Source organism: Flavobacteriales bacterium (genome assembly GCA_025210295.1).
Classification (GTDB): Bacteria; Bacteroidota; Bacteroidia; order Flavobacteriales_D; family Parvicellaceae; genus S010-51.
Window position 1 is genome coordinate 407,954 of record JAOASC010000016.1, and the last position, 15,702, is coordinate 423,655.

The window sequence follows — 15,702 nt, forward strand, 5'->3', positions numbered from 1 at the left end:
CTATGTATTAGTTATATCTTCTATTATTTGATTATATTTTTGAATTACTTTCGCCTGAAAATTACTTGGATGATGCTTGGACACACGCTTTGTTGTTTTAAGTGCGACATCAAAATCAGCATTTTCCATTGTTCCAAACTTTTGCTTCCAACGCTTCAAAGTTAGTTTCATAAAATAGGCATCCACGCGTTCTCCAAGAGGCATATTTAATATCGGCTCTACAAAGTTTTGAAAGAGACTTCTTTTCAACTCTATCGTATATTTAGAGGTTGATTTCGCATGAATATAATACTCATTAATCCATTGATTGGCTTCTATAAACTGTTGGTACAATTTATTATTTACCATAGGGATCAATGTAACAATTTCTGTAGCTGTAAACCTATTTTTCTGTTCAATTTCTAGCTGTTCTTCATCTATAAAATAATTCACACAAAAATACTTTCTAGAATTCAGTAAGATTGTCTTTTTATATAATATCAATAGCGTTCTTGCTATCCATAGTCGATTGGGTTTTGTAATGATAAAAAAATCGATATCACCATCTTCAGCCATGACTCCTTTCGACAATGAACCAGATATAAACACGCCTCTTACATAGGGAAACTTAGCAATCAATTTCGACTTTTTTACCGCCTGGAAAAGGTATTTCTCTGCACGTTTTTCTCCTTCAATTCTTTCTTTAACAATTTTAATATCTTCTATTAGACTATAGAAACCATCCAAGTTATGAATGAATTGCTTTTCTATCAATTCTTGCAATTCTCTATCGAATTCTACCTTATCTTCAAACTTAGAATATTGATATAGCTCCTCATAAGACAATGGGTAACTAAACACGTCAAAATATGCCAGCGCTTTTAAAATAGAGCTAATATTTTCAGTTGGGTGAATGTGCATGATTAACCAAATGTAATGAACTTTTTGTGATAAAAAAGTCTTTCTTATACCAACTGATGATATAATTTTATGTATGCACTCACAGTTTCTTGAATTGAATGTAATCTAGCTGGAGGAACATCCCTATCCAATAGAGCAATCAAGACCTTTAAATCTTTAGTTACATCCATTTTTAATTTCGCTATAGCTTCTAGCTCTGGTGCGATTCCTACTGGTGAAGAGAGCACAAAAGTTTGATTAGCTAAAGCTTCAATCAAAATCATACCAAATCCCTCAAAATTAGAAGGATGGACTAACACTTTTGCTTGTGCTATTTGGGTTTGCGTTTCCGTATATGATAGCTCTCCCAAAAATTGTATGTTATCATTTAGTTCATACGCTTGAACAAGCTGTTTTAATTTTTCCAATTCTTGACCTACTCCTATCAACTTGGCAGAAAAATTTGGTTTTATTGGCTTTAAAGCTCTACACAAGGCTATTAAGTAACTAAAGTTTTTAAGGGGAATTAAATTACCTACACCTACAATATCAAATGTTTTAAGCTGAGTCGTGGTGGTGACGACTCCTAATGGAATAACTCCTATTTTTTGAGAAAGCGCTTTTTCTAAATGCTTCTTTTGGTATTGAGAGAGGCAAAAAATCTCAACAGCATTCCATTTGATTTTTTTCAAATAACGATTAACAGGTAACACATCTTGCCCTAATGCAGTAGCCACAACTGGGATATCAAACTTACGTCCTAATTTTTCAGCCCAATAGGTTGTTTCATTTAACCAAAAAGAGTGAATCACCGCTATTTTATGTTCTCGATCAATGGTAGTAAATGCTTTCAATAAACGATGAAATAAAACTGTTTTTCGAACAATAAAACTGTTTTTACCATTCAAGGGAACTACTTTTGCGCCACACCAATTATAGGTTGATTTGACAAAAGGGTAATGCAAAGTAAATACCGTAACCTCCACTCCTTGCTCAACCAATTCTTTTACCAAAATTTGCAACGCAGGAATACAGGTTGTATCGCTTTCGCTAGCAGCAAAACCGGGGGTAATAATAGCTATGTGTTTATTGAATTCGATATATTTTCCAATGATTTTGAAATGAAACTAATTCCTCTAACTGATATTCTTGTGTTACCTTATTCCAATTTTTCATCACAGTTGTTCCCTCCCATTGCTTTTGAAACTTTGTTACATTAAAAATAAGTAAACTGCCTTTTTCAAATGTTTTATATTCCTCCAAATATAAGTTTTTCACTTCATTCTCTATTCCATACGAAAGAAATGATTGATCTACATAGAAACTATAAATGGTTGCTTTGGAATGAAGCGCTTGTAGCGCCAGTACAATTTCCTTTTCATTCTGATGAACTCGATAGGTTTTACCAAATGAATAAATAAAGAACATAACATTAAACAACACTGTTCCTCCTACAAAAAACCAATGTAATTTTTTATTTTTTAGCCAACTCCAAAATCTAAGAAAAGCAGGAAACAACAACACCATTATTAAAGGATGTGACAACATTAAAAAACGATAATTTTGCGTAGAAAACCCAGAGATAAAAGCGAGATAGCCACATACACCAATTAGGAAAAAGAGGCTTATCCCTTTTATTTTTTTATAAAAAGGGAGTAAAAAGACTCCTATTGCTAGGTATCCAATATGTAAAAGATTTCCAAAAACATAAATGCTATTAGGGACCCAATGGAACGACTGCCCGTCATTATCTTTTAAGCTTCTAGAAAAAATATTACTGAAACTCCAACGTCTAAAGAATTCATCAGTAATATATTTAAAAAAAGGATAGTAAACCAAGAGGACACTTAACATCCCTACCAAAAACAATACAGCTATTAGCCAATTGTATTTTACTTTCCTGAGTCCAACAATTACTGCAATAAGGATAGGAACAAAAACTAGAGGTAATGTTGGATATCTTACAAAAAAAGCAGCACAAGCAGTTACTACCATTACTAGGAGAAAGCTGACTCGACGTACGTTCATAAACCTTACAAAACTCCAATAACAGAAAACCACTAAAAAAGTAGCCAACATATCACTCATTACCAACATTCCTCCTCTTATGAAATAAGTACTCAATACCAACCCCAGAAATAGCCATAATTTTCCATCTTTATGGTAGATTTCCTGAATTATTTTATTGGTATAAAAAATAACACCAAGTAAAGACAGTAAAGATAATAACCGCATTACAGTGAGAAGATGCATTCCAGTTGTACTGATTATTGCCCCCAAAAAAGGATACAATTTAGGCCAATAAAAGTTTCCAGGAGTTTTTCCAGTAGTAAGGTACAATTTTAATTCCTGAGCATATTGATAATAAGCATGACTATCTTGCCCAAACAATCCATTAAAATCGTAACTCCAAGTTAAGATCCCAAACAATAAAAGTGGCGTCCCATAGAGTACTCCTCCCCAATATGAAAACCTTTGACTATTGGACATTTAATCGATTTTTATTTCCTATTAACTCTAGTGTTCCACTGCTATTGTAATACCCTTTCTTAATAAAGCAATCAACATCTTTATCACATTGAGCTACCTTAACTGCCTCTACAGCAAGTTTTGACTCATCTTTTACAGCTATTCCAACAGTACATTTCTTAATCGAAATCGAATGAATCAATACGCTTGAACGTTCACCTATACTCACTCCTTTATCTTCGCATCCTTGTACTTTTAAATTCCTTATTTTAACAGTTGCTCCTGACAAGTCTATGGCATCACCTCCAACATCTTTAAACCTGGAATACATAACTGCTCCTTGCCCATAGTCAATATCTACGGCATCACCACTAATGTGCTTTGCTGTTAGCTCTTTGATCAAAAAATCACAATTATTTAAGTTTACCCCATCATTCGATTGAATGTTTTCCATCATTAACTTTTCGAGTATTACTTTCCCGTGAGTACATTGTAATGGGGCATTATTTTCATGTACATTAAACTGTGTAATTTTTGAATTCTTCACAGACAAGTTAGCGTATACAACGGCAATTCCATTGCTTGTTAGATCGGATGAAGAGAGCTGACTGTTTAGTATTTTCACTTCTCCATAAGCCGTAATACTTCCCCCCGAATTAAAATCAACTGTTGCATTTTTAATGGTCAGTGTTTGCCCTTTGGGTATTATGATATGCTCTTGAATGGTAAAATTTTTATTTTCAATCAACAGCCCATCTTGATATACAGTATCTTGTACCTTACTTTTGAGCTTAAGACTAGGGAGTTCTATTGGACTCGATAAGGTATCTTTATTCTTTCCTAAATAGTATAGCTTAAAAAACTTCTTATTGGCATCAATAAATATAGTTTGGTTCGGCTCTATGATTTGGGGAGTTACTGCTTTTACTAACCTTGTCTTTGAACCCCAACCAATAACAGTTAATGTATTTAAATCATAATTCGTTAAACGCACTTTTTTTCCGTCTATACGAGCTCGAATAGCGACATGTGGAAAAGCCTTTTTGTCTTTTGGTTCTTGATACACTCTTACCTCTTCTGGATGCTCTTCTTTCCACTGCGAGTAACTGAAAAACTTAGGCGATAGTTGTTGCTGTTGTATAAATGCCTCTATTGTAACACTTCTTTTAGCTAAACGATTTTTCAACTCAGCAGCGATTTTATTTTCCTCTAGTTTCCATTCCTTACTTTGGTAAACTTTTAACCAATAATAATATGCTTCCTTAAAATCCTCTGATAAAAACAATTGATAGTTAAACCACTGCTCTTTGAAATAAACAGTTTGATAATGTTCATCAAACAACCCTAAAAATGACTTTCCTATTAAATGATTATCTTTCGAATAACAATCATAAGCAACAGGCTCTATTTTTTGATCTATTTTTCGATAATAAAAACGTTGATTATGCCATTGTAAACCATGATAGAACTGAAAAAGGTCGCATAACGCATAGTATTTTGCGAATTTTTCAACAGCTATACTGTTAAAGTCAACTGCTCCCATTTGCCATTGTTCTAATATTGAACGTGCTTTCAAAAAATGAATGATTTGAGCTGTATCTTTTCGTATTTTTTTTTGATTAAAAGCTTTTACTCTAGAAGCTTCAAAAATAGGATATTCATAACATTTATTTTTTTGACTAATTTTTGCCCAATATTGACATTCCCAAAAACCTTCCTCATCAAATTTTAATATTGGCCCCTGTATCCGCTGATTATTTTCAATTAACAACTCGTCAAAATGCTCTTCAAAAGCAAAGATTCCCCAATAAACTTCGTTTACGACTAGATGTACAAACCTATAGTTCGTTGTTAAAATCCCCTCTGCTCTTAATATTTCATGAAAAATCGCTTCATTTGCCCCACCTCTTGTCTCTGGGAATTGTAGAGAAAACTTTCTAACTTTATAAATATTCCCCTCTTGGAGTTCGATCCTAAATGAATTTCGATCTTTTTTGATATGATCTGTCCAATCTCCTTTTAACCTTATTTTAGCATTGAACGTTAAACGGTTCCATTGGATAACAGCAGGTTGTTTTACTTTTAAATCTTTGGTTAACACCCCTTGCTTTAGTGCTTTAGTTGTGGCTTCTTTAAAAAAACGTTTGGCTTCTTGATCGTATGAAATAAAAATAGTGTCTACAGCCTGAGCATAAGTCATATTGACCACAGTAATTAAGCATATTAAGCCTCCGATAGCTTTTCCCCTTATCAATTGCACACACATAAACTTATATATAAACACTTAAAAATTAATCCAAGAATCAAAAAGCTAATGTAATTATTTTATATTTAACACCACAATAAAACACATTATGTTGCCTCTCACGCTTAAGCCATTTAAACGCTCTACATACTATCTATCATTCATCATTTTTACGAGCACTTGGCTTTATTCATGCGACTATACTTCTAGTGCTCGAAAGGATTTTAAATTTATCGTTGCGGGTCACGTTTATGGTGCTCCAGGTGCAAAAAACAATCCTTTTCACCCTCCTTTTATGAATTATTTGAACAATGAAGCAGATTCGAGTATTTCTTTAGCTGTTTTAACTGGAGACCTTGTACAGCAAGCTTCAACAGAGTCTTTTGACAAGGTTCAAAATTACATTCAAGGTTTCCCTTTCCCTTTTCATATTGCTCCAGGAAACCACGATTTAAATGACATCAATAGCTATACTGCCCATTTTGGAAAAACAGACTATCACTTTGAATTTAACCATAACTTATTTTACATTGTCGATTTATTAAAATCTGGTTGGAACTTTACTAACCAACACATTGGAGAATTACAACAACTAACGCAAAAAAACAATTATGATAATGTCTTTATTTTTACCCATCATATTAGTTGGTATGATGAACAGAAGACTCCTCATATTATTCCCAATTCTTTGTATGCGCGTAACGACACACTAGATTTCTACACTAATTTCCTACCCAAAATGACGCGTTTAAGTGTTCCTATTTTTCTATTTGGAGGAGATGTTGGAGCGCTTCCAGATGGCAGTTCAATCAGTATTCATAAACATCAAAACGTACACCTGATTACTTCTGGTATGGGAGGAGAAAAATGGGATAATATTTTACAAGTTTTTGTCAATAAAGGAAAAGTTCATATTGAGGTCGACTATCTTAATGAACACCCTAATATCTCTATTGATACCTTATATAATCCTATTTATTTTTAGCTTAATTTTTTTTGAGTTTTAAATAACTCGATTACTCTTTTTTCGATGGGATAATTAAAATTCATATTCTGAATTCTCCATTTTGCTAGTTTAGCCAATGGCTTAATATAAAAACGAGACTGTTTATTCAATTTTAGATAAAATTTATATTTTTCAAATAAATCATACTTTTCATCATCCACCCATGGTCCTCTAGATCCAACATAATCAAATTCAGACCATTCCTGAATTGTAATCGGAAGTTCATATTCACCAGCTTCGACAACTTCTCTGGTTATTTGTGTTCCAGGATAAGGTTTAAAATAAAAAATTGGCGTATCAAATTTAGGAGACATTAGTGCTAATTTTCGAATCATTTTTTGACTTTCAATAACACTTGTATCGGACTCTTTAGGAAAGCCTATAATAAAAGGAAAAATAACATGAATACCTAGCGCTTTGCATCGATCAGCACAAAGCAAAACTTGTGTTACTTTGATATCTTTTCTTAACCAATCCATCATTTCTTGTGAACCAGACTCAACTCCAATTAATAACCTTCTCAACCCGCCTTCCTTACACAACTTAAAGTCCTCATAAGACATCCTACTCCCTTGATCTGCTCGCATGGTCGCTGCCCAAGTAAATTTCTTCCCATAATCTTTTAGAAGTCCAGCCATTTTTATGATTTGCTTTGGATAAGTAAAAAACGTTTCATCTTGAAAATTTAAATCTTCAAATTGATATTGCTCGTAATAGAACTTTAAATCCTCAAACACACGCTCTGGTTTCAAACTATTATACTTCCGATTAAAAACAAAAGGATCAGCGCAAAATGTACATCTAAAAAAACAACCTATAGAAGTAATAAAATCAAATTGACGAATGCCTTTAGCCTCAAAATAACGTTCCACATCTATCAGCTCATAATTTAACCGAGGGAGGTTATTCATATCCTCCATTGGCCTAGGAGGCGTCTGTATTAGTTCTGTTTGCTCACGAAAGACAATGCCTTTAATGGATGATAACTTTTTTGTTGTTGCAATCACATCCACGATCTCCTTAAAAGTAACTTCCCCTTGTCCCTGTACTGCTATATCAACCTCAGGAACATCTTTTAACACTTGCTTTGGGAATAATGAAGTATGCCAGCCTCCCCATACAACTGGTAATTCAGGACGATGACGTTTAATTAACTTAGAAAAAGTAATCGCATCTTTTAATGGAGCTCCAGTTAATGAAGTTACGCCAACTAATAGCGTATCATTTATATGTCTTGCTACCAACTGTTCAATATCTTCCTCTATTCTAGCATCTATAATAATAACTTCATAAGTTTCACACACTACTGAACCTATTGCAATTAGAGCCAAAGGCATATCAAAAAAAACAGCCTTGGGGTTGTATAATATGATTTTCTGTTTGTTCAAACTCAATTTTAGCTAAAAAAAGTTTAAAATAAAGCTTTTTTTAACATATTTAGATATTATTCTATCTTTACTTTTTTTATTACAATTATTAAAATGCACCTAATGAACCTTTTTAGTATAGTCAGCTTTAACATCTTACTGCTTTTAAGCTGTTCAACTCTTGTCAAAGCTCAACAAGGAAACAGACCTGTACCCAACAGTCTATTTTCTTATGAGTTTGAGCAAAGTACTAATGAATTAGACACGGGAGTTTACTTACTAACCCCTATGAAAATCAGAACCCCTAACACTTCTCCCACCTATAAGAAACCTTATGCTATGATTCTTGATCATCAAGGGTACGTTTATTGGTACTGCAAACCGAACTCAAGAGGATGTTTAGACTTTAAATATTATCCTGAATCAAATCAATATTCTTTTGTTGCTAGCTACGCTCAAACAAAACCTAATTTCATCGTACTTGATAGTAACCTTAATTATACAGACACCATAGATGCCATTAACCTTACTGAAGATGTTCATGATATCCAGCGACTCAGTAATGGGAATTGGCTGCTTTCTACGATTCATGTTGATACTGTTGATCTAACAGGTTATACTTTTTCGGGAATAGCTGGTAAAGACAGTACACCAATAAAAGGGTATGGCTTTCAAGAACTTGATCCAAATGGTAACTTAATTATTGACTGGAATAGTAATGATTATATTCACCCAACTGAAACTTATGATGACTATGGATACGACTCTACTTTATTTGATTACTGTCATGGAAATACGTTAGAAGAAGACGATGATGGTCATATTCTCGTTTCATTAAGACACCTTAACGCCATCTACAAAATTAATAGAACAACGGGGGCTGTTATATGGCGACTGGGAGGGAAATCATCAGACTTTACTTTTGTGAATGATAGTTTATTTAGTGGTCAACACGACATTAGAAGGTTAGACAATGGGAACTATTCACTATTTGACAATGGAAACATGGCTGTTTCTCCTAAATACTCAAGAGGGGTAGAATACCAATTAGACACCACTAATTGGACCGCGACATTAGTCAAAGAATATATACATCCTGACTCTGTTTTTGCAAGAGCAATGGGGAGTTATCATACCACTTACAATGATCATAAAATACTGGGATATGGATTAATTTACAGACCTTATCCATCTGCAACAATTATTGATAATAACCAGGACATTTCTTCTCAGATTTTCTTAGAAGATTCTGTCGTTTCTTACCGAGTCCATCATTTTATGCCACAATTACCTCCTAGACCTCAGATTACATGTGAACAAACGTTAGCGGGGTGGGTACTACACGCTCCCTCAGCCTCTACTTACAGATGGTCTACAGGTGAGAATACTCCAACAATCATGGTCACTCAACCCGATACAATTCAAGTTTGGATTCCACATGGTAGTGGATTCATTGGTTCTAATCCTTTAATCATTACAGACATTAATAACCCTTGTGGAAGTGTTTCTATAAAGGAAAACAACAAAAAAAATGACGGAACCTATCAACTTTACAATTTATTAGGGCAACCAATTAACCAACCGAAACCCTATCATATTTATCTAAAAGTTTATTCATCTGGATCAACAGAACAGTTTATGTTTACAACTGACTATCAACAATAATTTTCTTGATTAATGAACCAACGCGGTATTATATTATTCAATCCTAGAAGTGCAGATGCTAAACATCGAATTCCTAATTCTATTTTACAAATTGGGGCATCTATAGAAGGGTTATACAACTATCATTTTGTTGATGGCAATCTTGAGGAAAAACCGCTTGAAAAAATATTAAAAATCATCCAAGAAGAAGTTATTGAAATTGTAGGGATGACCGTCATGCCTGGACCTCAACTTAAACAGGCGATACCATTTGCAAAAGCAATCAAACAACAACATCCAAACATCAAAATCGTTTGGGGTGGTTATTTTGCTTCTAATCAATATAAAGTGGTCTTAACTTCTGGATATGTTGATTTTGTTATTAATGGACCTGGGGATACTGCTTTTCCAATGCTCTGCGAGGCTATTTTTAACCATGATCTTTCCAATTTAAGCGCCATCCATAACCTCATTTATTATCAAAATAATGAGTTTATCAAAACAAAAAAGGAAACAATTCCTAATATGGAGCAGTTAAATGCATTTCCTTATAAAAAGCTAAATGAAAGTTACCCACTAGCTAATTACCTTGCTAAAACATTTATGGGGAATACAACGTTCTCCTACCATTCGAGTTTTGGGTGTCCATTTACTTGCTCATTTTGTGCAGTTGTTCCTATATACAATGCTCGTTGGAAAGGCCTAAAAGCAGAACGTATTGCTCAAGATGTTCTTCATTTTAAACAGCATTACAATATTGATGCAGTTGAATTTCATGACAATAATTTTTTTACTGCTAGAAAACGTGTTGTTGAATTTTCTAAGCAAATTGAAAATGAGGGTATTTCTTGGTGGGGAGAAGGAAGAATTGATACCATCAATAAGTATTCTGATGAAGACCTATCTTTAATGAAAAAAGCAGGTTTAAAAATGATTTTTTTAGGAGCTGAAACGGGGAATGATGCGGTCTTAAAACAAATGGATAAAGGGGGTACACAAACAGGGCAACAGATTAAAGATTTTGCCAAAAGAATGGGAAAAATAGGCATTATTCCAGAATACAGTTTTGTATTAGGTATGCCAGCTGATCATGAAGAAAAAGTAACCCAACAAATTGATGAGGATATTGAATTTATTCGAACAATAAAAAAAATAAATCCCAACACAGAAATCATTATTTATATCTACAGCCCTGTACCTACTGAAGGAAGTGAACTGTACCAACAAATACAAGAACAAGGCTTTCATTTCCCCAAAAAGTTAGAAGATTGGCTTTCGCCATCGTGGGAAAACTTTGATTTAAGAAAGAATCCACTAACACCATGGTTAACTAAAAAACACATTGATAAAATTAAAAATTTTGAAACTGTTTTAAACGCTTACTATCCTACCAAAACTGACTTTAGAATTAAAGGAATAAAAAAACACTTACTAAAAATACTTTCATTTTGGAGGTATCACCTTAAGTTTTATTCCTATCCCTATGAGATTAAATTATTCCATAAGCTATGGAAATATAGACAACCTGAAGAACAAGGTTTTTATTCTGAATGAGAAAACTTATCAAAAAAATAGCGTTTCCATTTTTAAATATTTGGTATCAGAAGAAAACCAGCAAAGTAAATTATTATACTAAACATGGTATTCGACTAAAAATAAACCCAGGGGTTTTTCATCCTGGAATATTTTTATCAACGAACCTCTTTATTCATTTTATAAATCAACTAAAACTTCAAGGTAAAAACTTTTTAGAATTGGGAGCTGGTAGCGGTATGATTTCTTTTTTTGCTGCAAAATCTGGAGCCAATGTCACTGCTTCAGATATTAACCCAATGGCTTTGGACGGACTAAAAGACAATAGTAACAGCAATAAGATCCCTATTACAGTAATAAAATCTGATTTATTTGAGGCCATTTCTCCCAATGACTTTGACCTCATTATCATTAACCCTCCCTACTACCCTAAAAATCCTACCTCTGATAAAGAGCAAGCTTTCTTTTGTGGTAATGACTTTGAGTACTTTAAGCAATTATTTAGCCAACTGTTTGAGAAGTGGTTGGGCATCAACGATATTTATATGATTTTATCGCAAGATTGTGATCTGATAAAAATAAATGACCTAGCCTTAGCTCAGCATATTCATCTTATAAAGGTTTATACAACAACTAAAAGAGGAGAGAAAAACTACATTTATCAACTAAAAAAATAGTCCATAGATGTCATTTTTTATACTACTTTCTAAGCATAAAATGATGATTCGTTTTTTATTGATTACGCTTTTATTATTAATAACTTCTATCACTTTTTTCGGTGTTACAGAAGCTCAATTTATTTCTTGGGATGATCCAGAGCAAGTGACCAATAATCAACTCGTTACCAATCCTGTCTCTTATGAAAACACTGTAAAGATCTTTAATGGTTATACTGCAAAAATGTATCAACCTCTAACAACTTTGGTCTATCATCTTCTTTATACTTCAAAAGGAGCCAATCCTATAGCTTTTCACCTTTTAAATTTAAGTCTACATTTAATAAACATTATTTTAGTTTTTTTTCTTTTTACTAAGCTTCTAAAAAATGAATTTTACGCGATAATTGTCGCCTCAATTTTTGCCCTTCACCCCATGCAAGTTGAGGCAGTTTCTTGGATATCCTGCCTTTCGACGTTACTTTCTTCCTTTTTTTATTTGCTGGCTATTTTACTTTATTATCACTATACAAAAAGGCATTCAATACTTCTGTATTCGTTGGTACTCATTATTTTCACCTTGGCATTGTATGCAAAAGTAATGGCTGTATCTCTACCTTTATTTTTAGTAGCTATAGATTATTTTGAAAAGCGGAAATTCCAATGGAATATTTTACTTGAGAAAATACCCTTCCTATTATCAGCTTACTATTTTTCTTATATCGCCTACTCACAAAAGAAAGAGTATTTACTAGATGGGTTCAACAATGATATTTTATCTATAGGGGAAGCTTTCTTTGTCTTCCCTTATCAACTTAAAATGTATATTCAATTATTTATTAATCCTACCAACATAAGTACTGCTTATGAGGACCCCGTTTCAATTAACATTTTTGGTTATAGTTTATTCTTGGTTTTAGGAACCCTCATACTTTTTAAATTAAATGACAAACATAGGAGAAATATCATCTTTGGAATTGTCCTATTTATCATTGCAATTTCACCTACCATAAAAATTAAACCCATTGGACACGAAATCATACAAGACAGGTATTTTTATTTAGCAATTTTAGGGCTTGCTTTTCTGATTACCTATAGTATTCAAATGATAAAAAATAAACTAATCCAAACAAGTACAATCATTATTACGATTAGTTTTATATTATGGAGTTCGTTTATTACCATTGAACGAGTTCAAGTATGGCAAAACACCTTAACGATATGGGAAGATGCTGTTAATGGACCTCTGGGTAAACTTTCAGCCGTACATTACTCCAAGGGAGTCGCAAATTTTAATGCTGGGATTCAGCGTCAAGATCATACCTATATTCACACTGCAATTCTAGACTTAAACCAATCAATAAAACTAGATAGTCGCTACTGGAAAGCCTATGTAAAAAGAGGTTTTTGTTATTGGATACTAGAAAATAAAGAAGCGGCCATCAAAAGTTTTAATCAAGCAAAACAACTAGTTGATCGTAAGCAACTCAAGAGTAATGAAGATCTTCAAACCTATCATGAATTAATTACTATCATGACTCAAAAGTAAAGCTTAATTTATAAGCTAGAATGCTACAGAAAAATGATATCTTTAAATTTCAAAACTTCTTCATTGGTTTAACCTTTATCGTAATAGTTGTAAAACATGAATAAACACCTTGCTAAAATTTTTTCTAATGCTATTCGTGTTTTTATTACGCCTGCTTCCCTATTGCTCAACTCTCTTATCGTAGTTCACTTTTATGGTAAAGAATTATGGGGAGAGTTTGTTACGATATTACTTCTTATCAACCTCATTACTCATTTTCTTCAATGGGGAAACAAAGAGTATTTAGTGAGAGCATTTAGTCAATCCCCTGCGAATATGGGGTCTAATTTTTACAACAATTTATTTACAAGAAGCTTACTAATTCTTCCGGTATTACCAGTGCTTTACGTGTATTATCCTGAGCTCTTTATTTATCTCTTTCTATGGATTACAAGTGCTTTCTTTTATTTATCAACAGAAAGTATCATTGTCTATACTAAACGTTTTACACCACAAGTTTTTATTGAGACCTTTTCTACATTTATTCTATTTGGTATTCTCTATTTTAGCCCACACCTTGACTTACTACTGCTGATCCAAGTCTACACAGTGATTTTGTTTATCAAAACATTCATTACCATTTTTGTCTATTATCCTCAAATTTTACTACCTAAAATACAGTTAAAAGAACTTACTAAAACATTTTCATTTTTAGTGATTGGCTTGAGTGGATTATTACAATCTCGGGTAGACCAATATATCATTGCTGCTTTTTCTGATAAGGAAACATTAGCTACCTTTCAAATTTTCTTATCAGCATTTATTTTGCTTCAAGCATTTAGCGCCATTATTATCATGCCCTTTAATAAAGTATTATATAGAATTAACAGTACAACCTACACCAAAACGCAACGCCAATTTTTAATTTACAGTATTCCTACAGTTCTTGTTTTAGGGACATTAATTAGCTTTTTACTAATCATTCTGTTTCAAATCAATATTTCTTGGTGGTACTTTATTTTTGGAATTTTATTTGCTTTTCCTCCTTTTTACTATGTTCCTATTATTATTCTATATTATCGTTTAGGTAAAGAAAATGAAGTGATTTGGATTAATTATATTGGAGCTGGAATTAACCTTATTTTTACCTATATTCTCATTCTTAATCACCATCCTTATGGAGCCATTATAGCATCTGCAATCACCCAATGGTTAATGTTAATCTGGTATAATTCTCGAAAAAAAGCGCTTATTCATGAAATTGAAATGTCCAACCTGTAAAGAACCACTAAACGATAAATACACTTGTAGCAACAAGCATCAATTTTTTCTTGATGAAGATGTTTTAGTTTTATTAGACGAGCAATTTAAAATTAAATTAACGCATTGGCTATCTAAATTCGAAAACTTTCGTTTGGATACTCTCCCCCAGCTTGATTTTGAAAACTTACCGCATGCGGGAGTCAAAATCAATAAAAACCTTTGGAAAGCGAGAATAGCTGATTTAAAACTAATCACCAATGTTATACAACCACATCATCAATCTGTTCTTGATGTTGGAAGTTGGAACGGATGGTTAGCCAACTCACTTTCTCAATTAGGAAAAACAGTTACAGCAGTAGATTACTTTATTCATGAATTGGATGGGCTAAAAGCTAGGAAACATTTTACGACCCCGTCTTGGACATCGATACAAATGGATCTCGAAAACCTAGCTATCTTTGAAAATCAATTTGATGTGATTATTCTCAATCGTTGTTTAGCGTATTTTACTGATATTCACCAATTCATTGAAATGGCTAAACAATTACTTGCTCCAAAAGGACTATTAATTATTACAGGGATAAACATTAGCTCTAGTGAAGCTGAAGAACTAACTAAGGCTAAAGTCCTTTTTAAGGAAAAATATCAACAAAACTTATTTTTTAAAGCTTCAAAAGGATATTTAGATCCTAATGATTTAAAATCTATTCAGCAACATGCTATTCAACTTCAAGTTTACCCTAACTGGAAAAATTGGATAAAAAAAATACTATTTCCCCATAAAGGGGTGACCTATTATGGGATTTATTCTAAAACAGCGAATAAATAAACGGCGCTAAGACACTCCCTTCCCCCAAGATAACAATGACACCAATTAAAATGAGTACTATAACAATTGGATATAGCCAATAAACTCTCTTTTCATTTAAAAACTTGAAGAATAATTTTATTATTGTTAATTTATTTCTCATTTACATCAATAATAATTGCATAGCTTATATTCGTGCCAAAGAAGCTGACTCTATCGATTTTAAGTAACGGTAAAGATAAAGAAAAGATCTTAAATATAGGATTTGGAACTGGAGCAGCCATTGTCTCGTTTTCTAACCTAA

At 32.9% G+C, this 15,702-nt stretch carries 13 protein-coding genes; 7 read left to right on the forward strand and 6 right to left on the reverse strand.

Annotation, left to right across the window (positions count from 1 at the left end):
* From N4A35_04385 to N4A35_04400, 4 genes are all read right to left on the reverse strand, one after another.
* Complete coding sequence (locus tag N4A35_04385; GenBank protein MCT4580634.1) at positions 1 to 900, reverse strand: nucleotidyltransferase domain-containing protein; 900 nt, start codon at positions 898 to 900, stop codon at positions 1 to 3.
* Positions 901 to 944: 44 nt separating this feature from the next.
* The gene (locus N4A35_04390) at positions 945 to 1,892 is read right to left on the reverse strand and encodes a glycosyltransferase family 4 protein (GenBank protein ID MCT4580635.1); all 948 of its coding nucleotides are present in this window, start codon (positions 1,890 to 1,892) and stop codon (positions 945 to 947) included.
* Positions 1,893 to 1,965: 73 nt separating this feature from the next.
* Positions 1,966 to 3,369, reverse strand: a complete 1,404-nt coding sequence (locus tag N4A35_04395; protein ID MCT4580636.1) for a hypothetical protein — start codon at positions 3,367 to 3,369, stop codon at positions 1,966 to 1,968.
* The gene (locus tag N4A35_04400; GenBank protein MCT4580637.1) at positions 3,359 to 5,608 is read right to left on the reverse strand and encodes a CotH kinase family protein; all 2,250 of its coding nucleotides are present in this window, start codon (positions 5,606 to 5,608) and stop codon (positions 3,359 to 3,361) included. Before N4A35_04400 ends, N4A35_04395 begins: the two co-directional genes overlap by 11 nt.
* A 94-nt stretch (positions 5,609 to 5,702) precedes the next feature.
* On the opposite strand from N4A35_04400, the gene N4A35_04405 reads away from it, so the two are divergent.
* Positions 5,703 to 6,578 carry a hypothetical protein gene (locus tag N4A35_04405; GenBank protein MCT4580638.1) on the forward strand — a complete coding sequence of 292 codons (876 nt, stop codon included), beginning with the start codon at positions 5,703 to 5,705 and terminating at the stop codon, positions 6,576 to 6,578.
* On the opposite strand, the gene N4A35_04410 is transcribed toward N4A35_04405, so the two are convergent.
* A complete protein-coding gene (locus N4A35_04410; GenBank protein MCT4580639.1) occupies positions 6,575 to 7,987 on the reverse strand; it encodes a B12-binding domain-containing radical SAM protein in 1,413 nt (470 codons plus the stop codon). The genes N4A35_04405 and N4A35_04410 overlap by 4 nt on opposite strands.
* Before the next feature lie 102 nt (positions 7,988 to 8,089).
* On the opposite strand from N4A35_04410, the gene N4A35_04415 reads away from it, so the two are divergent.
* From N4A35_04415 to N4A35_04440, 6 genes are all read left to right on the forward strand, one after another.
* On the forward strand, positions 8,090 to 9,631 hold the full coding sequence (locus N4A35_04415) for an arylsulfotransferase family protein (protein MCT4580640.1): 1,542 nt from the start codon (positions 8,090 to 8,092) through the stop codon (positions 9,629 to 9,631).
* Between the two features lie 12 nt (positions 9,632 to 9,643).
* The gene (locus tag N4A35_04420; GenBank protein ID MCT4580641.1) at positions 9,644 to 11,164 is read left to right on the forward strand and encodes a B12-binding domain-containing radical SAM protein; all 1,521 of its coding nucleotides are present in this window, start codon (positions 9,644 to 9,646) and stop codon (positions 11,162 to 11,164) included.
* On the forward strand, positions 11,161 to 11,820 hold the full coding sequence (locus tag N4A35_04425) for a methyltransferase (protein MCT4580642.1): 660 nt from the start codon (positions 11,161 to 11,163) through the stop codon (positions 11,818 to 11,820). Before N4A35_04420 ends, N4A35_04425 begins: the two co-directional genes overlap by 4 nt.
* A 7-nt stretch (positions 11,821 to 11,827) precedes the next feature.
* Entirely contained in the window at positions 11,828 to 13,348 is a 1,521-nt protein-coding gene (locus N4A35_04430; protein ID MCT4580643.1) for a hypothetical protein, read from the forward strand.
* Between the two features lie 96 nt (positions 13,349 to 13,444).
* A complete protein-coding gene (locus N4A35_04435) occupies positions 13,445 to 14,608 on the forward strand; it encodes a hypothetical protein (protein MCT4580644.1) in 1,164 nt (387 codons plus the stop codon).
* Positions 14,583 to 15,419 carry a class I SAM-dependent methyltransferase gene (locus N4A35_04440; protein MCT4580645.1) on the forward strand — a complete coding sequence of 279 codons (837 nt, stop codon included), beginning with the start codon at positions 14,583 to 14,585 and terminating at the stop codon, positions 15,417 to 15,419. Before N4A35_04435 ends, N4A35_04440 begins: the two co-directional genes overlap by 26 nt.
* Here N4A35_04440 and N4A35_04445 read toward each other — a convergent pair.
* On the reverse strand, positions 15,400 to 15,561 hold the full coding sequence (locus N4A35_04445) for a DUF5989 family protein (protein ID MCT4580646.1): 162 nt from the start codon (positions 15,559 to 15,561) through the stop codon (positions 15,400 to 15,402). The two genes, N4A35_04440 and N4A35_04445, sit on opposite strands and share 20 nt — an antisense overlap.
* Positions 15,562 to 15,702 lie beyond the last annotated feature (141 nt).